We start from the raw sequence: 21528 nt of genomic DNA on the forward strand, positions 1-21528 counted from the left end.
ATTTTGGTCTAAATGAAAAATTAATGGTACATATTAAACAATAACCTCTTGTTTTCTGAATTGAAGCGGTGTTGAACCTGTATGTCTTTTAAAAAATTTGGTAAAGTTAGATGTGTCTTTAAACTCCAGACTGTAAGCAATATCACTAATGTTTTTTGAAGTATATAATAATTGCCGTTTAATCTCTTTAATTAAATGGTCAGCAATAATATCTGAAGCAGACTTTTGAAAAGCTTTTTGGCAGATGTTATTAAGGTTTTGCGCGCTAGTATTAAGCGCTACAGCATAGTGTCCTACATTGTTTCGTAAGGTTTCAGAAAGCAATTGAATGAATTTTGTTTCAATACCATCTGCAGCAGTTTTTACATGTTGATTGGTATAGGACAGGAGTTTCGAAAACAAAGCTTTTAGTCCGCCTTCAATCACATCGTTTTCAGGGATTTGGTTTTTCATCTCTAAACATAAGGCCTGAAATAACGCATCAATAATAGGGTTTTGAGGTAGAGATATGTCATCAAAAGACGATAGTTTGCTTAGCAACAAAGGAATTGAGGCATCTAAAACAGTTTCTAAAAACCGTTCTTTTATGATAATAACATAACCTTTAGGTATGGTGTTGATATGCCAATGGTGTACCTGGTTTTGATGGATTAGAAAGGCCACTGGTGGTTGAATTTCGAAAGGCGTCGTGTCGAGATAATGAAACCCGCTACCTTCAGTAAAATATACGAGTTCTAAATATTTGTTATGCTTGTGAGGTTTTGTGTAGCGTTTATTGACATCGAAAACTTCAATCTTTAAAAAATCGGATGCTGGTATTTTGTCTTTTATGCGAATATCTGTCGTCTGCATAGCACATGTATTTGAAGTGCAAATTTAACAGGAAGTAGGAGTAGGATGGAGTTATTTTTTTGTCAATTATGGTTTAATAATTGTCTTTCGGGGATATAACATATAAAAAAGCCACAATTCAATAAAGAATCATGGCTTTTTTAGTACTAAATAATTTCTACGTTACTCGATAATCGAGCTAGAAATGTGATAAAGTTTATTTATCAATTGAACCTAAAACGCGACCCATAAAGTTATTCAGGGCTTCTTTTTTAGGTGTACCGTCCTTAATCATTTTATTAACCTCAACAGCACCGTACATATTAGAGATTAATTCTCCAATAACATCTAATTCTTCATCTTTCAACGAAGGAACTTCGGTTAACGCTTCAAGGGTCTCGATGGTTTCGATTACGAAATCTTCATCATTTTCCTCAATAAATTGCGTTAAATGCTTAATTACTGGTAACTTCATTTACTAGATCTTTTAAAACATCGAATTTGTTTGTTTGAACTTGATTAACAAAAGCTCCACCTTTGAAAGTCGCAAATGTAGGTAAGTTATCTACGGTTGCTAATTTTCTAGACTCAGGAAACTTTTCGGCATCGGCCATTACAAACGTAACGTTTTCGTTTTCTGTTGCTAATTTTTTGAATTTAGGTTTCATAATGCGGCAGTTACCACACCATGTTGCTGAAAACTGCACAACTACAGTATCGTTTTGCGATACAAGTTCTGTTAAATTATCTTGTTCTAATTCTTTAATCATGGGTAGATTAGTTTAATTGAGCTAAGTACTCTGCAGTTCCTTTAGCGTTAGCTTGCATTGCATCTTTACCTTCTTCCCAGTTTGCAGGACAAACTTCACCTTTTTCTTGTACGTGAGTTAAAGCATCGATTAAACGTAAGTATTCGTTAACGTTTCTTCCTAATGGCATGTTGTTGATGCTCTCGTGTTGTACTAATCCGTCTTCATCGATTAGGTAAGTAGCTCTGTAAGTTACGTTATCGCCTTCAACTTGAACTGTACCAGTTTCTTCGTCGTAAGTTTCTTTAGTAATATCTAAAATACCTAAAATGCTAGATAAGTTTCTGTTGCTATCTGCTAATAACGGGTACGTAACACCTTCGATACCACCGTTGTTTTTAGCTGTGCTTAACCAAGCAAAGTGTACTTCAGGAGTATCACAAGACGCACCAATTACAATCGTGTTACGTTTTTCGAACTCACCTAAAGCTGCTTGAAAAGCATGTAATTCTGTAGGACATACAAAAGTAAAATCTTTTGGGTACCAGAATAAAAGTACTTTTTTCTTGTTGTTAATCGCTTCTTCTAGAACGTTTACTTTAAAAGTATCGCCTAAATCGTTCATTGCGTCAACATTTAAATTTGGGAATTTTTTTCCTACTAATGCCATGTGTTTTTTATTTATAGGTTATTAATTTTAACACTGCAAATATAGAAACGAGACACGATTATTTGGATTAATAAAATCTTAAAAATCTATTGGATGATAAGTTTTAATTATGGAAACTTATTTAAAGTATAGTACACTCTTATTTATCAGTAAGTTGCCTGATTTTAATAGATAATGCGGCAAATAATAAAGTTGTAAACGGACTCAGCCAATTGAAAATAGCATAACCAGCATAGTGTAATGTATCGACCCCTAAAACGCCACTTTGATAGGCGCCACAGGTATTCCATGGGATTAACACAGAGGTTACGGTTCCGGAATCTTCAAGGGTACGACTTAAATTTTCAGGCGCAAGTCCTTTTTCTCTAAACGCTTTGGCATACATTTTTCCGGGAACCACAATAGCTAAATATTGATCGCTGGCAGAGAAATTAATGGCTAAACAGCTAGCCACCGTACTGGCGAATAAACCAAATGTAGTATGGAATAATTTAAGCAGGGATTTGGTAATACGTGCTAGAGCTCCAATGCCGTCCATAATACCTCCAAATACCATTGCAGAGATAATTAATAGTATGGTCCAGATCATACCTTCCATACCACCTGAAGAAAATAATTCGTTTAATGTTTCATTTTCGGTGGTGATTTGAGTTTCGGTAAAAATCGCATTTACTATAGCCTCATACCCAGAGCCCGATAAAATGTCTAATACAGACGTTTGAAAAATAAAAGCAAAAAGAGCAGCTAACAATACACCGATGGTTAATGCAAGAACGGGTTTGGTTTTAAATAGAATTAAAACAATAACGACTACAGGTACAACAAAAAGTGTTGGTGTAATATTAAAAGTAGAAGCAATCGTGCTAAGCAAATCACCTAAATCGGCTTTTCCTGAGGTTTCTACATTTAAACTTAATACCGTAAAAAATACAAGAGTAACCACTAACGTCGGTACAGTTGTCATACTCATATAACGGATGTGTGTAAACAAGTCGGTTCCAGCCATAGCAGGGGCGAGGTTAGTTGTATCGCTTAAAGGGGACATTTTATCACCAAAGTATGCTCCGGAAATTACAGCTCCGGCAATCATACCAGTGTCGATGCCTAAAGCGGTTCCTATACCCACTAAAGCTATACCAACGGTCGCCGAGGTAGTCCACGAGCTTCCCGTTGCAATCGAGATGATGGCACAAATAATAACCGATGCAGGTAAAAATATAGAAGGGTTAAGTACTTGTAATCCGTAGTACACCATGGCGGGAATCACACCGCTAATAAGCCAGGTTCCGGCTAAAGCGCCTACTAAAAATAAAATTATGATAGGAATAAATACACTCTTTAAGTTTTCCCATATTTCTTTTAGCATAATTTGAATACTAACTTTATTCAAAAGACCAACAATAGCAGCAATAGCGCCACCTAACAATAAAATTATCTGATTGGTATAGGTGCCAAACCACTCCTGATCGTCAACAAAACCTATGTTATAAACAAGCAAGCAAATTAAGAGTACCACCGGGATTAAGGCTTCCCAGATACTTAATTCTTTATTTTTAATGACATGTATGTTACCGGCTTCAAATTCAGAGATATTGTTGTTGTCTTGCATTGTAAAGAAATTAGAATGTAATGTTACAATTTTGAAAGAAGTTACGCAAATCCAATTTTTACAAGGTACTATAAAAGAAGAGGGGTTAAAAAGTAGGTTCGATGTCATACTGAACTTGTCGAAATATTTTTATCGTACTTATATCATTATCAGTTTCGATAGGCTCAACTTGACAAACCAAATTATAACGAGTTTTAGACTTCTAGTTATCGTAGTTCAGTAATCCTAAACCATTGTGGGTTCAAGAATACCTAATTCTTCCATGCATTTTCGCATGGTTTTATAGGTACGTTCTATATCGGCATCAAGACCAATGGAGAAGCGAATTAATCCATCGCTTAGACCCATAGCATGTTGTTCTTCCAAAGGAATTTCAGATGATGTCGAGGTTCCCGGAGCCGAAAATAAGGTTTTATAAAAGCCTAAACTAACCGCTAAGTAACCAAGGTTTTTATGTTGCATGAGTTCCATTAAGGCGTTGGCTGTATCCAAATTACCAACATCAATCGTTAGCATGCCGCCAAAGCCGTAAGTTTCATTCATCATGCTTTTGAATAAATTATGCGAAGGGTGTGATGCTAACCCTGGATACACGGTTTTTAAACCATCGGCTTCAAATTTTTCAGCTAAATACAGTGCGTTTTTGCTATGTTGCTGCATACGGATATGCAGCGTTCTTAAGTTTTTTAAAATTGATGCCGCACGAAGGCTATCGATGGTAGGCCCTAATAACATTGCCGCGCCGGTATTTACATTACGTAAATCATTAATAAAATCCTGTGTGCCACAAACCACGCCGCCAACGGTATCGCTCGCACCGTTTATGAATTTTGTTAAACTATGAATGACCACATCGGCACCTAAGGTTTTAGGAGAAATGGATAGTGGAGAAAAGGTATTATCGGCCACCAGTTTTAAATTATGAGCTTTGGCAATTTTAGATAACCCTTCAATATCCGCAACTTCTAATAATGGATTACTTACCGTCTCACAATAAATAACTTTGGTTTTATCGGTAATGGCCTGTTCTACGGTTTCTAAATTAGTAATGTCTACAAACGATGTGGGGATATTAAATCGTGGTATAAAGTTTTTTAGAAAGGCATAGGTTCCGCCGTAGATGGTGCGGCTGGAAACTACATGATCGCCGCTTTCGCATAATTGTAATAGTGCCGATGTAATGGCGCCCATACCAGAGGCCGTTACACAGGCGGTTTCGGTGCCTTCCATGGCAGCCAGAGCTTCTCCCAAATATAAATTGGAAGGTGAGGAATGGCGAGAATATAAATAGCAACCATCGGCATTGCCTTCAAAAGTGTCGAACATGGTTTTTGCCGATAAAAACGTATAGGTTGATGAATCGGAAATGGATGGGTTTACACCTCCAAACTCACCAAAATACTGTAAATCCTGAATGTTATTTGCTGGTTTAAATGCCATAGTGTGTTGTTTTAAAGTAGACTTTAAACTACAATAACTTAGAATGAATCACAACACTTTGTATTTTTATTAGATTTTAAATCTGTAAATTGTATATTTAATAGATTAATTTTTAGTATCTAAGGATTTTGATCCACTCTAAACGAAAAATTTTCAATTATGATTTTTGATAATACGGATAAAAAGCTTTTGGAGTTTCTACAAGCCGACAGCAAGCAAACCAATAAAGAACTGGCTAATAAATTAAACTTGTCGGTTACTGCCGTTTACGAACGCATTAAAAAACTTGAAAAGGAAGGCTTTATTAGCAAGTATGTGGCACTGGTGAATAAGCATCAGGTAAATAAAGCCTTTGTGGCGTTTTGTCATATTAAACTGGATAAGCATGCACAGGATGTGGTTATTAAATTTGAAAAAGAAGTAGCTAAACTAAACGAGGTTCTGGAGTGTCATCATATTAGTGGGGAGTACGATTACCTGCTTAAAGTAATGGTTGAAGACATGACCGCCTTCAGAGAATTTATGGTAAGAAAGCTCACCAGCATTAATCATATAGGCAGCACACACAGCATGTTTGTGATTAATGAAGTAAAATACAGTACCGCTATAAACTTCGAATAATATGAAAAGGATTACTCGAGTAATCAATAAATACCTATTTAGTGAAATCTTTTTTATACTTTTATTACACTTAAAAACTCACAAACCAATTAAATATGAAAAAATTAAGTTATGTATTTCTTGGTATCGTTATAGGAGGGTTGCTCACCTTCTTTTTAACCCCTAAACCTGTTAAGGAAGCGGTACCGGTAGTAATTAAGCCAAAAGGAGTTATTACTCAGGCAGAAGCAATGATGCTTAATGACAACTGGACTAAGTACCGGAAAAAAGTCGTCGATTCGGCAGCAAAGGCGCAGGGAGCAGATAAAGATGACACGCGTTCTGTGGAGTGGTCTTTAAAGGAAATAGAAGACTATTTAGCCTGGGCAAAAAAAGAAGCCGATACTTTTAATTATAAGATGACAGGTATTCGCGTATACCTTGGGGTGTATGGCAAAAATGCGGGGCAAGCCAAAAAAGACTTAACGACCATGTTTATTGCACCTATTGGTAAAGTGAACAAAGCACAAGCTAGTAGTCTTAATTTAAGAGTTGATGATGATGAAGACCTTCCTGTAGACCCATTAAATAGAGGTACAGGGGGACAAAATGATTATCCATAATTAAAATAGTTTTGTGAAAGATGTTTTGTTACAAAATTATGAACTGATAACACATTCAGTAGAGATTTCGGCAGCTGTAACCGGTTTAATCCTTTATAATAGATACAAACCTACAGCCGCCAAATTTTTTATATGGTTTTTGGTGTACCTATCTTTTGGCGATTTTGCGGGTAATTATGTGCATTATATAAAAAATGAAGGCGTTTTTAATTTTTTAGAAGGCACACCTTTAACTGGTAACTTTTGGTGGACTACTTTATATTGGGAAATTGGAGCTGTACTTTTTGTTGCTTTTTATTATCACAAAATTTTATCAAATATTGTTTTCAAAATAATAATAAAAATTAGTGGTTTCATTTTTTTTATATTTTCAATTATTTACATATTAACGCATTTTCAAGCTTATTTTAAAATGTTTTTTCCTCCTATAAGTATTTTTGGAGCGGCAATTGTGTTTATGTGCGTGATATTCTATTTTATTGAAGTTTTATTAAATGATAAAATTTTAAATTTTTATAAGTCATTAAATTTTTACATCAGTTTTGCTTTTTTTATTTGGTGGATAATTATAACGCCAATAGTGTTTTTTGATATTTATAACGGAAGTAAAGATCAATTGTATATAGACGTGCAAAGACTAATATTTTTAACAGCTAATGTCGCCATGTATCTAACCTTTACGTTTGCTTTAATCTGGTGTAGACCGGAGAAAAAAACAGAAGTTTCATTAGTTTAAATTTAAATAGCTTTTGCAAGATTTTTTACTTAAAAATTATTTCTTATTAACCACTATTGTGGAATATTCGGCAGCTGTAACTGGTTTAATACTTTATAAAAAGTATAAACATACAGCTGCTAAATATTTTATATGGTTTTTATGGTATTTGTCCATCTGCGATTTTGCCAGTAATTACACGCGATGTATTAAAAACGAAGGGATTTTTAGTTTTTTAGAAGGCACTGTTTTTATAAACAATTATTGGTTTGGGACCTTGTATTGGCATATTGGAGCTATTCTTTTTGTGTCTTTTTATTTTCGAAAAATTTTAATTCATACCGTATTTAAAAAAACAATTAAATATGCGACTTATATTTTTGTGTTAATGTCGTTTATATGGATTTTTACCCATTGGGATGCATTCTTCAAAATGTTTTTTCCTGCTATTAGTGTAAATGGTGCTTTTATTGTGTTCATGTGTATCATGTTTTATTTTATTGAAGTGTTGCTGAGTGATAAAATTTTAAACTTTTATAAGTCATTAAATTTTTACATCAGTTTCTCGTTTTTTATTTGGTGGATTATTACAACGCCTTTTGTGTTTTATGGAATTTATTTTGGAGGCGGAGACATAGTATTTAGAAATTTACAAAGCCTAATATATTTAATCGCGAATATGGTTATGTATTTAACCATTACTTTTGCTTTAATCTGGTGTAGACCGGAGAGTGAAACAGAAGTTTAATTTATGTTTAAAACGTTTTTTAATATGCTACAAACCACAGAACGATTAGCCAGTACGGCTTCAGAACGATATTTATTAATTTATTCCGTGTCGGTATTATTTATCGTTACCGCTTTGGTGGTTATATTTTTTGTCGTGTTTTTAAAACGAAAAAACAAACTGATGTTGGAGAAATTGGAGCAGGAACAGGCTTTTGAAGCCGAGATTGTTCAGGCGCAAACCGAAACGCAGGAACAAACCCTTAAAAACGTAGGGTGGGAGCTGCACGATAATATCGGGCAATTACTGTCGTTTGCCAATATGCAGCTCAGTATTTTAAAAATGCAGGTAGATAATGAGACCAAAGAAAAGTTTAAAGATACTACCGAAGCTTTAAAGGAAAGTTTGGCTGAAGTCCGCGCGCTGTCTAAAACCTTGAATAATGAAGTGGTGCTTAACCAAGGATTTGAAAAGTCGATTACCAACGAGTTAAGTCGACTGAAGAAAATGAAATTTAAATCGGCAGAACTGGAGATCATTGGAAATAAAACTGAGTTTAAAAACCGAAAGCACGAAATTATTATTTTTAGGATTATTCAGGAGTTTTTATCGAATTCCGTAAAATATTCCGAAGCCGATAACATAATGGTTAAACTTAATTACCAACCCACAAATTTAGTCGTAACCCTACAAGATGATGGAAAGGGATTTGATGTCGATGAAGCCGAAAAAGGTTCCGGGTTAATTAATATGCGTAGTCGTGCTTCTTTAATTAATGCTGAGATAGATTTACAATCTAAACAAGGTGAAGGTGTACAGCTCGTTTTAAATTATCCGCTTAATTAATTACAGGCGTTCCAGATAGGATCGTTTGGTAATGGTGCGGTAATGCTGATAGGCTCTTTTTTTACAGGGTGTTCAAAGGTAATATGTCTGGCATGCAAATGAATACTGGCGTCTTTATTACTGCGGTCGAAACCATATTTTAAATCCCCTTTAATCGGACAACCAATATTTGATAATTGCGACCGAATCTGATGATGTCTTCCTGTTTCCAGGTTCACTTCAAGCAAGAAATAATTATCAAGTTGCTTTAAAGTTTCATAATGAAGAATGGCCTTTTTGCTATCTTTTACTTCCTTCGGAAAAGCTGTAGATTTATTGTTTTTAGGGTTTTTTCTTAACCAGTTTATTAAGGTATCTGCCGGTTTTGGTGGCTGATTTTTAACAATGGCCCAATAGGTTTTATGAATGTCTTTAGACACAAACAACGCATTTAATCGAGGCAATGCTTTACTTGTTTTTGCAAATAACACAAGCCCGGTAGTGGGTCTGTCTAAGCGATGTACCACGCCTAAATACACATTGCCGGGTTTGTTATACTTGTCTTTTATGTATGCTTTTACAACGTCGCTAAGCGGTTTGTCACCGGTCTTATCACCCTGTACAATATCACCCGCACGTTTATTAACTGCGATAATGTGATTGTCTTCATATAAAACCTGAAGATTGTCTTTATTAGATAGTATTTTAGACATTGTCTAGAGCTCTATAAGATATTAATATTGCTCCTTGTCGCTTGGGAAGTCTTCAGCTTTTACATCATCAACATATTGAGAAATTGCTGAAGTCATGCCTTCGTATAAATTCATATAGCGACGTAAAAAACGGGGGTGGAATTCGTGAGTCATTCCTAACATATCGTGTACCACCAATACTTGTCCGTCAACGCCATTTCCGGCACCAATACCAATAATCGGGATGCTAACGCTTTCGGCAACCTGCTTAGCTAATGCCGCAGGAATCTTTTCCAGAACAATAGCAAAACAACCTATCTTTTCTAGCATTTTAGCATCAGAGATTAGGCGAGCTGCTTCTTCTTCCTCTTTAGCACGAACCGTATAGGTTCCGAATTTATAAATCGATTGTGGTGTTAAACCAAGGTGTCCCATAACCGGAATACCCGCATGCAATATACGTTTTATAGATTCTTTAATTTCTTTACCACCTTCAAGTTTAACAGCGTGTCCGCCACTTTCTTTCATGATTCTAATAGCAGAACGCAACGCTTCTTTCGGGTCACTCTGGTAAGAACCAAAGGGTAAATCTACAACAACCAAGGCGCGTTCTACAGCACGGATTACAGACGATGCATGATAAATCATTTGATCGAGTGTAATAGGTAAAGTGGTTTCATGACCTGCCATAACATTACTGGCAGAATCTCCTACAAGAATGACATCTGTACCGGCCCCGTCAACAATTTTAGCCATGGTATAATCGTATGCCGTAAGCATGGATATTTTTTCACCGTTAGCTTTCATATCAACTAAAGTTTTGACAGTGACGCGCTTATATTCTTTTTTTGCAGTAGACATTGTATTAATTTTTTAAGATAGAGTGCAAAAATACTAAAATGTTAGTCGATACCACAGGTTTGTTTTAGCCATTTTATAGACTTTTCGTTGGTTTCTGAAAAACGCCAGTGTCCGGAAATGGGTGTGATAACGATTTCTTTTTTAGCATTGATACTATTAAACGCCGATAGAACCGAACTAGGAGCACAGGTATTATCATTATACCCAGTAGAATAAAAACCCGGGATACGAATCCGTTTAGCGAAGTTTACCACATCGTAATACTGCATAGTATTTAGTTTTTTAGGAGTTGTTAGTTGATATTTTGAACTGAACATATGTGGCCATCCACCGGCACGATGGTTTACATATCCTGAATTATCACATAACGCCGGATAGAAAGCCGAAACTGCAGTTACACGCGTGTCTAATGCCGCAGTAACCATACTTAAAGCACCACCTTGACTACCTCCGGTAACTACCACGTTTTTACCATCAAATTCAGGAAGACTGGTTAGGAAATCAATGGCTCTTAAACAACCCAAATACACACTTTTGTAGTAATACTGGTCTTTATCATCTAGATTAATGCTCCAGTAATCTCCAATGGCATTACTTATGTTTTTATAGTCCTTCACGGTTAATTCTGGGTTTATGCCATGAATTTCAGTTGTAAAACTGATAAAACCTTGATCGGCAAACGCTGTTACAGGATGAATCTTTTTTACGCCTGCTCCCGGTGGATGGAAGAGGACCGGGTGTTTTTTATGGTCTTTGGGTTTACTTAAATAACCATAAATATACTTTCCCTTTTTGTAATTCTGTAATCGTACTAAATACACATCTACCGTTGGTGTGGAATATTCTGGTTTATGAGTAATTACAGGCTCCGAAGGAATTGATTTATTTGTTTCTATAGCCTGTTTCCAAAAGTCATCAAAATCTTTCGGATTTTTTACTGTAGGTTTAATATTAAAGGGCGAAAACCCAACTTTTACCTGATCTTTATATGTATGACCATCAATAGTAGTCTTTACTTTAAGCTGTTTGAAACCAGGTTGTTTTAGGCTACCGATATTAATTTCTCCGATGCCAGATTTTAAAGTTAGAGTTCCGCTTTTATCTGGAACCATCTGGTCGTTTCCAAATTCATAAGTAATTTCAGTATTCGGGATGGGTATACCGTATTTTAGAACCGTAATTTTAACTAAGGCTTCTTCTTTCAAGTTATAATTCCAATCGCTATGATTTGGTGATAAAACAAACTGCACCAATTTTATTGGTGCAGGTGAATTTTGTGTGAATGAAAAGTTACTATTAAAAACGATGCATGTTAGTAATAGCAGTTTTAAAATTTTCATAGATTTTTACTGAATTAATTCGCCATTAATTTCAACATTGTTGAAGGTTACATTTTCAATGATCGATTTATCGTAGTTACCATTTTTAGCATTTACTTTGATGTTTTCAAAAGTGAAATTTGAAAGTTTGTCATACTCGGTAATCTTCATATCGTAAAAGATGTCACAATCTAAATCGATGTTTTTCATGGTGATATGATCAGAATATGACAATGGTACATCCTCACGACCTTTTAAGTCGAAAAATTGCGTCCAGGGTTTAATGTAAATGAAACTATGTGCCTGACCGGTAATGTTTTCAACGGTAATATATTCGTAATGTTGGGCAGTGTCCGGGCGCATTTTAAGCCATAATAAACGTTTAGCGTCGGTAACTTTACAATTGCGCATGATAATATTTTTGTTGTGAATGGCTTCACTTCCGTTGGTTAATGCTGCATGACAGAAACCAAATTCACAATCTTCAATAATGATATTAGTGTTTTCTCCGTTGCTAGCGTCTTTATCAGCCCAAGGACCCTTTCCGCCTTTTAAAGCAATGGCATCATCGTTTACAGCCATATAGCAGCCTTTTACTAATACATTGTTACAAACATCAATATCAATGGCATCGGTACTTGGCGCTTTAATTGGTTCATGTGGCGATGTAATGCGTAAATCAAGAATCTTTACATTTTTACACTGGTAATAATGGCTGGACCAAAATCCTGAGTTGCGAAGTTTAACATCCTGCAGTTGCACATTATTACACTTCCAAATAAACACTAAACGGGGTCTGGACACTTCCAGATTGGTGCATTTAGGATTTTCTTTTCGACGTTGCCAGAAGGCTTTCCAGTAGTTTAATCCGTTACCATCAATAGTTCCAGTTCCGGTTATGGTAAAACCGTCAACTGCTTTAGCGTTTACTAAAGCAGCAAAATATTCAATACTTTGTCCTTCAATTCTGGAAGCTATAAAAGGATAGTCCTCTATATTGTCAGATCCTTTTAGAAAACCGCCTTCTTCAACGTGTAAATGGGTGTTAGGCTTAAAGAACAGGGCGCCACTTAAAAATGTGCCTTTAGGAATAACAACAACACCGCCACCATTACGGTAAGCTTCATCGATAGTATGTTGAATTGCCTCGGTTTGGAGTTTAGTGCTATCGATTACACAACCGTAATCAGTTATAGAATAAAATTGACCTAAATCAGAAGGATTTATCTTAGAGTGGTCTTTAAACCAATCAGGAATTGGAGTACCGTCAGGAAACAGGTCTTCTTGGTTTGTTGTTTCTGCAATTTCAGCATGTGCTGTTTTGGTTTGTTGATTACATGAAAGCAGTAATAATGTAATAATTAGTAAACTAATTTTCTTCATTTTTAAGTCTTTATATTTAGTAAGGTTTTTCAGTTGGATTTTAAACTTTTCAAGCAAAACGTAAATGTAATAAAATTAGAAGGTTCTGTTAAACTTTTCTTTAAAGGAATGAATACCTGAGCGTTTTGATTTAATTTTAGTGAAAACCAATCTTATGACACGCTTTATTTTTTATCTCGTTTTATTGATTACGTCTATGCTCTACGGGCAAGAAGACGATAAAATGAAGGCGAAATATGCAGTTGATACATTTTTTAAAGGCTTTCATAAAGGTGATACGACTTTAATGAAGTCGGTTATGATGGACAAGGTTATTTTGCAAACCACATTTACCAACAAGGAAGGAAACGCTGTTTTAGTTACCGATAAACCGGAAAAACTCCTAAAGGCGATTGCTACAAGAACGAGTGATCAAAAATGGGATGAACGTTTGTTAGATTATAATATTCAGGTAGACGGAACCATGGCTAATGTCTGGACGCCCTATGAATTTTGGTATAATGACACGTTTAGTCATTGTGGGGTTAATAATTTCCAACTGTTTAAAGATAATGGTGATTGGAAAATCATTTACTTAATTGACACGCGTCGTCGTCAAGGCTGTAAGGAAAATTAAATTAACAATCTACTAAATTCACCCCAATAGCCAGACCTCCTTCAGACGTTTCTTTGTATTTAGAATTCATGTCTTTTGCGGTTTCCCACATGGTTGAAACCACTTTATCTAAAGGTACTTTGGTGTTTTCAGGATCGGTATCTAATGCTAATTCGGCGGCATTGATGGCTTTTATAGCTCCCATTGAATTACGCTCAATACAAGGAACCTGTACCAAACCTCCAATTGGGTCGCAAGTTAGTCCCAGGTGATGTTCCATGGCAATTTCGGCAGCAATTAAAACCTGTTCGGGTGTTCCGCCAAGCAATTCGGTTAGAGCCCCGGCAGCCATAGCAGAGGACACACCGATTTCAGCCTGACATCCACCCATAGCAGCAGAAATGGTCGCTCCTTTTTTAAAGATGCTTCCAATTTCACCTGCGACAAGTAAAAACTTTTTAATATGACTAAAATCAGCCTGATGGTTTTCAATAACCATATAGTACATTAATACGGCAGGAATAACGCCTGCGCTTCCATTAGTAGGTGCTGTAACGACACGGCCTAACGAGGCGTTGACTTCATTTACACTTAAAGCAAAACAGATTACCCATTTGAGGATAGCACGGAATTTTACTTCTGTTTTACGAATAGTTTCCAGCCATTCCTGAGGAGTGTTGTAGGGTAAATTGCCTTTTAATTTTTCATGTGAATCGTGGGCACGACGCCTTACATTTAAACCTCCAGGTAAGTTGCCTTCGGTGTGACAACCAATATACATGCATTCCAGCATGGTGTTCCATATACGATGTAATTCGTAATCAATTTCAGTTTCTGTTCGTAATGATTTTTCATTTTCTAAAACAATATCTGAAATAGGTAAGTTTAAGTTTTTACAAAACTCTAAAAGTTCTGTGCCTAATCTTACAGGATATGGAAAGGTTTTTAATATTTCCTTGTTTCTTTTCGCGTTTTTACGTTCTTCTTTAACCACAAATCCACCACCAATGGAATAGAAGGTCGATTTTTTGTTTTTGCCGTTTATTTTAGCAGTAAATACCAGAGCGTTGGCATGGAATGGTAAAAACTTTTTGTTGAATTTGATATTTATAGATGGATCAAAAGCTAAGATCTTTTCATTGTTAAATTTAATGGTTTTCGAAGCTTTGATATCGTCAATAATGGTTTGAATATTCTCAGTTGGCATAGTTTCTGGGTCGGCACCGCTTAACCCAAGCATAACTGCGTAATCTGTGGCATGCCCTTTACCGGTTAAACTTAACGAACCATAAAGATCTACTGATATGCTTTCAACGGCATCAAAACATTTTTTTTGTTTTAATTCGTTAATCCATTGCTCAGCGGCACGCCATGGACCAAGGGTGTGAGAACTTGATGGGCCAATGCCAATTTTAAGCATATCAAAAACCGAAATACATTCCATGTAGTAAAATTTGAATCCTCGCAAATATACAAGAACTTGGTGTCGGTTATTAGTTAAAAAAAGTTTAAAAAAATGTAAAAACCCCTTTTAAATAAGGGGTTTTTCGACACTTATGTTTTGTTCTGTTATTTCTTAAAAGATTGAATGTTTAGCGTTTCAATTACATTATTATAATCGTTAATATCAACGCTATCTACATTGTCTGCAGGAATAACTACAACTCTAAAAACTTGGTTTTGGGTCCATTCGCTACCGAGTATACTAAAGTCGATATCTCCATCTAAGAAAAAGCGAACATCATCTTGAGTAAAATCGAAATTGTAAATTAAGGAGCCTTCGTTGAAGTATGTAGTTTGTGGTAAGGCGCGCCAGATATCCTGACCGTTATCTGTTTCCCAGGAAATATAAACCATAACGACATCGGAAGGGTAGACATCGAAACCGTAGTTTTCAATATACTCATAATTATTACTTGCGTTAAAGTTAACTACAATTTCGAAAGCGCTGGATACAATTAATCCGCCATCTATGCCATCATAGCCATCGCGTCCCGGAGGGCCTTGAGGACCTTCACAGGCGGATATAAATAAAATTAACGTGAATAGTGAAATAAGTTTTTTCATAGCAAAATTTTTAAGTTGTATTAAAATTACAAATACTTTTTCAATTAAAATGCCTCGCCAATTCTGAAATAAATGCCCCAATCACCTTTACCTACTGCAGCATCTAAGCCTATATTAAATTTCATGCCGTCGAAGACATTGTAGCGGTAACCCACCCCAAAACCTGGATAGGCATCCCAGTCAAAATCCTCATTGGTTGAGCCGTAAATGGTAGCGATACCGGCAAAACCTACCAGTCCCATTTTTCTGTTGAAGTTATAGCGATATTCTCCTTGAAGAGAAATTAAGCCATCACCGCGGTATTTCCCTTCTGAATAGCCACGAATGTCTTTACCACCAATGGTTTCCTGTTGTTCAAATGGTACATCACCTAAACCAAACTGACCTGAGAATCGCGCAGCAAGCACATCGTTATTTTGACGCATAGGGAAGTAGGTATTATAGTTAGAAATGAATTTATTGGCGCTATTTTCGTTACCAAACCATTCCGGATAGGTTATTAATCGAATTTGTGTGTTGATTCCTTTGGTTGGATAATATTGAGAATTTCTCGAGTCGTAAAGCATATTTAATTCTACAGCATTGGTTTTTGTTTTAGACGCCGGTTGAACATCGTCTTCATAAACCGTATCAAAAAATGAATACGTATAGGTTATTCCGCCATAAAAAGATTCTGTGATTTTTCTTTTTACAGCAGCGCTCACCATTGTGGTATTTGTGTCGTAATCATAAAAACCACTAACATCAACATCTTCCATAAAAAATTGCGACATATGATTACCTGTAGCTGCAAAAAAAGCAAAACGCCATTTATTCTCGTTAAAAAACCACCTGTTAAATACAGCTGCAAAGTAAGAACCGTTAGTTGTATACACTCCGGCAATTCCAGACATTGACTTAGGAGATATACTGTCATTAGCATTTAACCGATAGTTTGCCATAGGAATGACGCCAAGCATAACTTTTAGGTTTCGGTTGTAGCTTAAGTAGGGCATAATTTTTAACTCAACTTTTTTTTCTTTCGTTGAGTCTTTCATTTTTTTAGAATTAGAGCTGTCACTTTGGGCATTAACAATAGTGAAGCTCAGGGATAAAATAGATAAAAGGAGTAGTTTCTTAATCATTATAAGATAGTCAATAAGTTTAGTTCTAATATACTACCAATTTTGTAATTAAAAAAGTACAACAACATAATAGTCTTTAATAAAAGAATAAAGTTTTCAGGTGTTAATTTGCCATAGTGACATCATGTCAGTTTTTTTGAAATGGCATAATCATTGACTTTTATTTATCGAATTTAAAAATGAACATTCAACACAATTAATAAAAAATATTATGAGTAAAATTATTGGAATCGATTTAGGTACAACTAACTCTTGCGTTTCTGTAATGGAAGGTAACGAACCTGTTGTAATCCCAAACGCAGAAGGAAAGCGTACTACACCATCGGTTATCGCTTTTGTTGAAGGAGGAGAAATTAAAGTTGGAGATCCTGCAAAACGTCAAGCAGTAACTAACCCAAATAAAACTGTTTATTCTATTAAGCGTTTTATGGGGAATAAATATTCTGAATCACAAAAAGAAGCAGAACGCGTACCATATAAAGTAGTAAAAGGAGATAACGATACACCACGTGTAGATATTGACGGTCGTTTATATACACCACAAGAATTATCAGCTATGATTCTTCAAAAAATGAAGAAAACTGCTGAAGATTACTTAGGTCAGGATGTAAGTGAAGCAGTAATTACTGTGCCAGCTTACTTTAACGATTCACAACGTCAGGCTACAAAAGAAGCAGGTGAGATTGCAGGTTTAAAAGTACGTCGTATTATTAACGAACCTACGGCAGCAGCATTAGCTTACGGCTTAGATAAAAAAGGTACAGACCAAAAAATCGTAGTATTCGATTTTGGTGGAGGTACACATGACGTTTCTATTTTAGAGTTAGGAGACGGTGTATTTGAAGTATTATCTACAGATGGAGATACGCACCTAGGTGGTGATGATGTAGATGAGAAAATCATCAACTGGTTAGCAGATGAGTTTAATGCTGAAGAAGGTATGGATTTACGTAAAGATGCTATGTCTTTACAACGTTTGAAAGAAGCAGCTGAAAAAGCTAAGATTGAATTATCATCTTCTGCTCAAACAGAAATCAACTTACCATATATTACAGCTACAGCTTCAGGACCAAAACACTTAGTACGTACATTAACACGCTCTAAATTCGAGCAATTAATCGACGATTTAGTAAAACGTACTATTGCACCGTGTGAGTCTGCATTAAAAGCGGCTGGTTTAAGTAAAAATGATATTGACGAAGTTATCTTAGTAGGTGGTTCTACGCGTATTCCTGCAGTTCAAGCGGCTGTTGAGAAATTCTTTGGTAAAGCGCCAAGTAAAGGTGTTAACCCAGACGAGGTAGTATCATTAGGAGCAGGTATCCAAGGTGGTGTATTAACAGGAGATGTTAAAGACGTATTATTATTAGACGTAACGCCATTATCATTAGGTATCGAAACTATGGGTAATGTTATGACTAAGCTTATCGAAGCTAACACGACTATACCTACTAAAAAATCACAAGTGTTCTCTACAGCGGCAGATAATCAGCCATCAGTAGAAATCCATGTGTTGCAAGGTGAGCGTGCAATGGCAGCAGATAATAAAACGATTGGGCGTTTCCACTTAGATGGTATTCCACCAGCAAAAAGAGGAACACCTCAAATTGAAGTAACTTTCGATATCGATGCTAACGGTATTATTCACGTTACTGCTACAGATAAAGCAACAAACAAAACTCAAGATATCCGTATCGAGGCATCTTCTGGATTAACAGAAGAAGAAATTCAAAAAATGAAGCAAGAAGCTGAAGCAAATGCTGAAGCTGATAAAGAAGCAAAAGAAAAAGCTGAAAAATTAAACGCAGCTGATGCTATGATTTTCCAAACTGAAAGTCAACTTAAAGAATTTGGTGATAAATTATCTGATGATAAGAAGAAACCAATCGAAGATGCTTTAGAAGAATTGAAAAAAGCTTTCGAAACTAAAGATATCGCAGTAATCGATCCAGCTTTAGAAAAAATTAATGAAGCATGGAAAGCAGCAAGTGAAGAAATGTACAAAGCACAAGCAGAAGCTCAAGGTGGTGCTCAACCAGGACCAGATGCTAGTCAAAACGGACAAGCAGGTGATGAGTCTAGTGATGTGGAAGATGTAGATTTCGAAGAAGTGAAATAACAGCATTAGTTATCATTTATATTTTAAAGGCAGGTATTTACCTGCCTTTTTTTATTTGTAATTTTTGGAGTGGTGGTAAGAAACGAGATAATTAATAAATATTTAATATTCAGTCGTGAGCAATTGTCTTTCTCTAGTGTAAATGGATTCTTAGCTTTTGGAGGAGTCGATTATTTGTGATATTTTGCTGTTAATTTTAAAAATATCGATAAAAAGCTTGTTTTTAACGATTAATTGCATATTTTTGTGATATTCAATCCCTAAATGTTAACCATGAAAGTTAAAATTATTTTATTCAGTTTTAGTTTTTTCTTAGCAGTAGGCATAGGTCATGCCCAAAAAAAGAAAGATGAAGCACAAAATATTATCAGTGCAAACGTGGCGATTAAAAAGTATCACAGTAAAGACGAGTTAGATAGAATGCCGAAAGGTGAATTACTGGGACTTTATACAGAGCGTATCGAAAGTTTGGTAAAAATGTTACCGTATATCGCTTTCGCAACAAAACCAGGAGTTACTATCGAATCTTTAGGAATACCTAATGATAAAGATAATAAGCACGCATTAGAGGATCAATTTAAATCTACTGATGAGTATTTAGAAAATACAGAGGAATTTAACAAAAGGTTTTTGCCATATTCAGATACGAATAGATTAATTTCGGCAATCATTTTTTATGAAGATATAATGAAATCGTTACACGAGTATAGCGAGTATAATTAATATTTGCATATTTATATAAATAAGGTCTTCGAGTTTGTTTACAAGCTTGGAGATTTTTTTTGAAAACGATTTATGTTTTTTTAAGAAAAATAGAAGAATTAAAGGAAGTTTAGGGAAGGGATTTGAATCGTTTTTTAATGTTTTAAAGGCAGACAAGAATAGAAAAAGTTAATAAAATCAAAAATATATTACAAAACTATGCTGTTTAACGATATGAATTATCTTAAAATTTTGTTAAAAAGTGTATTTTAACGAAAAAAAAGGTATTTCATGGGATATTTTTATATTTTTGATATTATATTTGAAGTAAAATCTTATTAGTTTTAATCATAAAACCGTAACTATGAAAAACTTTACTCACTCAATATGGATATTCCTTCTTGCATTTGGGAGCTTATTTGCTCAGCAGGAAAAAGGAATTATAGGTACAGATAATTGGTTGTATGGATGGACAGATTTTAAATCCAACACAGCTGATTACGGAGAACCTACCCAAATATTAGCAGGAAACATTTCAGAAGATACTAAGTTAAGTAAACGCGATGTTTATTTGTTATTAGGTAATGTGTTCGTTACTAATAATGCAACCTTAACTATCGAACCAGGTACCGTTATTTTAGGAGACTACGACTCCAAAGCGACCTTAACCGTTTCTAAAGGTTCTGCTATAATAGCAGAAGGCACAGAAACCGATCCTATTATTTTTACTTCAAACAGAAGTTTAAAAAGAGCAGGAGACTGGGGGGGTATTATGATTTTAGGAGATGCATCTTCAAACAAGTTTGGTAAAGGATCTGTGGTGTCTTACTATCATAATTTAAATTCTTCGTCTTATCCTTACATTAATTATGGAGGTGAAAATCCAAATAGCAATTCTGGTATTTTAAAGTATGTTAGAATTGAATATGCTGGAAAAAAATTAAGAAACGGTAATCACCTAAATGGTTTGTTATTAGCTAACGTAGGTAGTGAAACCGTTTTAGAGAGTATTATGATATCTCATGCAGCTGGAAATTCTTTTGAAGTATGGGGAGGACAAGTTAATATGACTAAAATGGTGTCTTATCGAGCAAATAACAATGATTTTAAGTTTAATTTCGGAACTCAATCGCAGTTAAATAATTCATTAGCAGTAAGATCGCCTTATATTTCTTCAAGTAGTGCAGGTACGAGATGTTTATATGTTTCTTCTTTTGATGATATTGAAGACGTAGACTTTACAAAACCTCAAACAAGTGTGGTTGCTAAAAATCTAACGCTACTAAATAATAGTGATGATTTGAAAGCAGACATAGAAAAAGGTTTAGTGAAAGAGGCTGTATATGTCGCGCAAAGTGCTTCGTTAGATATGAATAAAAGTGTAATTTCCGGATTTAATCCTGCTGTAATTTTCGAAGATAAAATTGTAATCAACCAGGAAAATTTAGAAAAAATTAAGTTTACAGATATGTACTTCAATAACTGTAACGGAAACATATTTGTAGAGAATAATTCAAATAATGAAGATCTTGAAAACTGGTACGGAAACAGTGCGTTTTTTAATGTTTACTCGAAAAGTCAGAATTCTGAAACATTTATTGACTTGAAAAACGAAAGACGTCCAGATTTTAGATTGCGAATTAATAAAATTATAGCGTCAAACGAAAATGACTAGAAATAGTTAGGTGTAATTTGATTAAAATTTAATAAGAATATTATAGCTCTAGGTCTTTTAATCCCCATTTTACTATTAATATAAATAAAAAATTCTTTTGCTCAGCGGTTTTATATAAATCCAAAGAGCAAAGAATTTTTTGGTAATAGCTTATAAAATAAGGTGATATTCTTTCTTGGAGTTTTATTTAAAAACGAATAGT

General features: G+C 35.1%; 22 protein-coding genes. 9 read left to right on the forward strand and 13 right to left on the reverse strand.

Features of this window, described 5'->3' with window-relative positions; all coding sequences use genetic code 11:
- Positions 1–33: 33 nt before the first annotated feature.
- The 6 genes from RBH94_RS12855 to RBH94_RS12880 all read right to left on the reverse strand — a co-directional run bounded on the left by RBH94_RS12855 (position 34) and on the right by RBH94_RS12880 (position 5299).
- Positions 34–852, reverse strand: coding sequence for an AraC family transcriptional regulator (locus RBH94_RS12855; RefSeq protein WP_307881267.1), 819 nt, complete (start codon positions 850–852; stop codon positions 34–36).
- A gap of 196 nt (positions 853–1048) precedes the next feature.
- Positions 1049–1306 (reverse strand): hypothetical protein, encoded by a 258-nt coding sequence (locus tag RBH94_RS12860; protein ID WP_188221844.1) that lies wholly within the window; start codon positions 1304–1306, stop codon positions 1049–1051.
- Positions 1287–1601 carry a co-chaperone YbbN gene (locus RBH94_RS12865; protein WP_188221845.1) on the reverse strand — a complete coding sequence of 105 codons (315 nt, stop codon included), beginning with the start codon at positions 1599–1601 and terminating at the stop codon, positions 1287–1289. The genes RBH94_RS12860 and RBH94_RS12865 overlap by 20 nt, the downstream gene beginning before the upstream one ends.
- A 7-nt stretch (positions 1602–1608) precedes the next feature.
- Positions 1609–2250 (reverse strand): peroxiredoxin, encoded by a 642-nt coding sequence (locus tag RBH94_RS12870; RefSeq protein ID WP_188221846.1) that lies wholly within the window; start codon positions 2248–2250, stop codon positions 1609–1611.
- 139 nt (positions 2251–2389) lie between these two features.
- Complete coding sequence (nhaC, locus tag RBH94_RS12875; RefSeq protein WP_374047669.1) at positions 2390–3859, reverse strand: Na+/H+ antiporter NhaC; 1470 nt, start codon at positions 3857–3859, stop codon at positions 2390–2392.
- Between the two features lie 225 nt (positions 3860–4084).
- Entirely contained in the window at positions 4085–5299 is a 1215-nt protein-coding gene (locus tag RBH94_RS12880; RefSeq protein ID WP_307881269.1) for an aminotransferase class I/II-fold pyridoxal phosphate-dependent enzyme, read from the reverse strand.
- A 159-nt stretch (positions 5300–5458) separates the two neighbouring features.
- Here RBH94_RS12880 and RBH94_RS12885 point away from each other — a divergent pair, with 159 nt between their 5' ends.
- The 5 genes from RBH94_RS12885 to RBH94_RS12905 all read left to right on the forward strand — a co-directional run bounded on the left by RBH94_RS12885 (position 5459) and on the right by RBH94_RS12905 (position 8810).
- Positions 5459–5920 carry an Lrp/AsnC family transcriptional regulator gene (locus RBH94_RS12885; RefSeq protein ID WP_307881270.1) on the forward strand — a complete coding sequence of 154 codons (462 nt, stop codon included), beginning with the start codon at positions 5459–5461 and terminating at the stop codon, positions 5918–5920.
- A gap of 95 nt (positions 5921–6015) precedes the next feature.
- On the forward strand, positions 6016–6522 hold the full coding sequence (locus RBH94_RS12890) for a hypothetical protein (RefSeq protein ID WP_307881271.1): 507 nt from the start codon (positions 6016–6018) through the stop codon (positions 6520–6522).
- A gap of 13 nt (positions 6523–6535) precedes the next feature.
- Positions 6536–7258 (forward strand): hypothetical protein, encoded by a 723-nt coding sequence (locus tag RBH94_RS12895; protein WP_307881272.1) that lies wholly within the window; start codon positions 6536–6538, stop codon positions 7256–7258.
- Positions 7259–7271: 13 nt separating this feature from the next.
- Positions 7272–7985 (forward strand): hypothetical protein, encoded by a 714-nt coding sequence (locus tag RBH94_RS12900; RefSeq protein ID WP_307881273.1) that lies wholly within the window; start codon positions 7272–7274, stop codon positions 7983–7985.
- A gap of 24 nt (positions 7986–8009) precedes the next feature.
- Complete coding sequence (locus RBH94_RS12905; RefSeq protein WP_307881274.1) at positions 8010–8810, forward strand: sensor histidine kinase; 801 nt, start codon at positions 8010–8012, stop codon at positions 8808–8810.
- Here RBH94_RS12905 and RBH94_RS12910 read toward each other — a convergent pair.
- From RBH94_RS12910 to RBH94_RS12925, 4 genes are read right to left on the reverse strand one after another with little or no spacing between them, the layout of a single operon-like run.
- Positions 8807–9502, reverse strand: coding sequence for an RluA family pseudouridine synthase (locus tag RBH94_RS12910; protein WP_307881275.1), 696 nt, complete (start codon positions 9500–9502; stop codon positions 8807–8809). The genes RBH94_RS12905 and RBH94_RS12910 overlap by 4 nt on opposite strands.
- Positions 9503–9523: 21 nt before the next feature.
- Complete coding sequence (gene panB / locus RBH94_RS12915; protein WP_188221854.1) at positions 9524–10342, reverse strand: 3-methyl-2-oxobutanoate hydroxymethyltransferase; 819 nt, start codon at positions 10340–10342, stop codon at positions 9524–9526.
- 41 nt (positions 10343–10383) lie between these two features.
- Positions 10384–11682 carry an acetylxylan esterase gene (locus RBH94_RS12920; RefSeq protein ID WP_307881276.1) on the reverse strand — a complete coding sequence of 433 codons (1299 nt, stop codon included), beginning with the start codon at positions 11680–11682 and terminating at the stop codon, positions 10384–10386.
- A 6-nt stretch (positions 11683–11688) separates the two neighbouring features.
- On the reverse strand, positions 11689–13044 hold the full coding sequence (locus RBH94_RS12925) for a glycoside hydrolase family 28 protein (protein ID WP_307881277.1): 1356 nt from the start codon (positions 13042–13044) through the stop codon (positions 11689–11691).
- 154 nt (positions 13045–13198) lie between these two features.
- Here RBH94_RS12925 and RBH94_RS12930 point away from each other — a divergent pair, with 154 nt between their 5' ends.
- Positions 13199–13660 (forward strand): nuclear transport factor 2 family protein, encoded by a 462-nt coding sequence (locus RBH94_RS12930; protein WP_307881278.1) that lies wholly within the window; start codon positions 13199–13201, stop codon positions 13658–13660.
- Position 13661: 1 nt separating this feature from the next.
- Here RBH94_RS12930 and RBH94_RS12935 read toward each other — a convergent pair whose 3' ends face one another.
- From RBH94_RS12935 to RBH94_RS12945, 3 genes are all read right to left on the reverse strand, one after another.
- Positions 13662–15083, reverse strand: a complete 1422-nt coding sequence (locus tag RBH94_RS12935) for an L-serine ammonia-lyase (RefSeq protein ID WP_307881279.1) — start codon at positions 15081–15083, stop codon at positions 13662–13664.
- 125 nt (positions 15084–15208) lie between these two features.
- The gene (locus RBH94_RS12940) at positions 15209–15706 is read right to left on the reverse strand and encodes a hypothetical protein (RefSeq protein ID WP_307881280.1); all 498 of its coding nucleotides are present in this window, start codon (positions 15704–15706) and stop codon (positions 15209–15211) included.
- A gap of 44 nt (positions 15707–15750) precedes the next feature.
- On the reverse strand, positions 15751–16743 hold the full coding sequence (locus RBH94_RS12945; protein ID WP_307881281.1) for a BamA/TamA family outer membrane protein: 993 nt from the start codon (positions 16741–16743) through the stop codon (positions 15751–15753).
- A gap of 298 nt (positions 16744–17041) precedes the next feature.
- Here RBH94_RS12945 and dnaK point away from each other — a divergent pair, with 298 nt between their 5' ends.
- The 3 genes from dnaK (at position 17042) to RBH94_RS12960 (ending at position 21326) form a co-directional block, all read left to right on the forward strand.
- A complete protein-coding gene (dnaK, locus tag RBH94_RS12950; protein WP_307881282.1) occupies positions 17042–18949 on the forward strand; it encodes a molecular chaperone DnaK in 1908 nt (635 codons plus the stop codon).
- A gap of 273 nt (positions 18950–19222) precedes the next feature.
- Entirely contained in the window at positions 19223–19672 is a 450-nt protein-coding gene (locus RBH94_RS12955) for a hypothetical protein (RefSeq protein ID WP_307881283.1), read from the forward strand.
- A gap of 343 nt (positions 19673–20015) precedes the next feature.
- Positions 20016–21326, forward strand: coding sequence for a hypothetical protein (locus tag RBH94_RS12960; protein WP_307881284.1), 1311 nt, complete (start codon positions 20016–20018; stop codon positions 21324–21326).
- The last annotated feature ends 202 nt before the right edge of the window (positions 21327–21528 follow it).

Origin of the sequence: Aestuariibaculum sp. YM273 (assembly GCF_030908365.1) — a bacterium.
Taxonomy (GTDB): Bacteria; Bacteroidota; Bacteroidia; order Flavobacteriales; family Flavobacteriaceae; genus Aestuariibaculum; species Aestuariibaculum marinum.

Bases quoted from the DNA above. Each gene is read 5' to 3' on its own strand.
- RBH94_RS12855 (WP_307881267.1), bottom strand. From the start codon at position 852: ATGCAGACGACAGATATTCGCATAAAAGACAAAATACCAGCATCCGAT.
- RBH94_RS12860 (WP_188221844.1), bottom strand. From the start codon at position 1,306: ATGAAGTTACCAGTAATTAAGCATTTAACGCAATTTATTGAGGAAAAT.
- RBH94_RS12865 (WP_188221845.1), bottom strand. From the start codon at position 1,601: ATGATTAAAGAATTAGAACAAGATAATTTAACAGAACTTGTATCGCAA.
- RBH94_RS12870 (WP_188221846.1), bottom strand. From the start codon at position 2,250: ATGGCATTAGTAGGAAAAAAATTCCCAAATTTAAATGTTGACGCAATG.
- nhaC (WP_374047669.1), bottom strand. From the start codon at position 3,859: ATGCAAGACAACAACAATATCTCTGAATTTGAAGCCGGTAACATACAT.
- RBH94_RS12880 (WP_307881269.1), bottom strand. From the start codon at position 5,299: ATGGCATTTAAACCAGCAAATAACATTCAGGATTTACAGTATTTTGGT.
- RBH94_RS12885 (WP_307881270.1), top strand. From the start codon at position 5,459: ATGATTTTTGATAATACGGATAAAAAGCTTTTGGAGTTTCTACAAGCC.
- RBH94_RS12890 (WP_307881271.1), top strand. From the start codon at position 6,016: ATGAAAAAATTAAGTTATGTATTTCTTGGTATCGTTATAGGAGGGTTG.
- RBH94_RS12905 (WP_307881274.1), top strand. From the start codon at position 8,010: ATGCTACAAACCACAGAACGATTAGCCAGTACGGCTTCAGAACGATAT.
- RBH94_RS12910 (WP_307881275.1), bottom strand. From the start codon at position 9,502: ATGTCTAAAATACTATCTAATAAAGACAATCTTCAGGTTTTATATGAA.
- panB (WP_188221854.1), bottom strand. From the start codon at position 10,342: ATGTCTACTGCAAAAAAAGAATATAAGCGCGTCACTGTCAAAACTTTA.
- RBH94_RS12920 (WP_307881276.1), bottom strand. From the start codon at position 11,682: ATGAAAATTTTAAAACTGCTATTACTAACATGCATCGTTTTTAATAGT.
- RBH94_RS12925 (WP_307881277.1), bottom strand. From the start codon at position 13,044: ATGAAGAAAATTAGTTTACTAATTATTACATTATTACTGCTTTCATGT.
- RBH94_RS12930 (WP_307881278.1), top strand. From the start codon at position 13,199: ATGACACGCTTTATTTTTTATCTCGTTTTATTGATTACGTCTATGCTC.
- RBH94_RS12935 (WP_307881279.1), bottom strand. From the start codon at position 15,083: ATGGAATGTATTTCGGTTTTTGATATGCTTAAAATTGGCATTGGCCCA.
- RBH94_RS12940 (WP_307881280.1), bottom strand. From the start codon at position 15,706: ATGAAAAAACTTATTTCACTATTCACGTTAATTTTATTTATATCCGCC.
- RBH94_RS12945 (WP_307881281.1), bottom strand. From the start codon at position 16,743: ATGAAAGACTCAACGAAAGAAAAAAAAGTTGAGTTAAAAATTATGCCC.
- dnaK (WP_307881282.1), top strand. From the start codon at position 17,042: ATGAGTAAAATTATTGGAATCGATTTAGGTACAACTAACTCTTGCGTT.
- RBH94_RS12955 (WP_307881283.1), top strand. From the start codon at position 19,223: ATGAAAGTTAAAATTATTTTATTCAGTTTTAGTTTTTTCTTAGCAGTA.
- RBH94_RS12960 (WP_307881284.1), top strand. From the start codon at position 20,016: ATGAAAAACTTTACTCACTCAATATGGATATTCCTTCTTGCATTTGGG.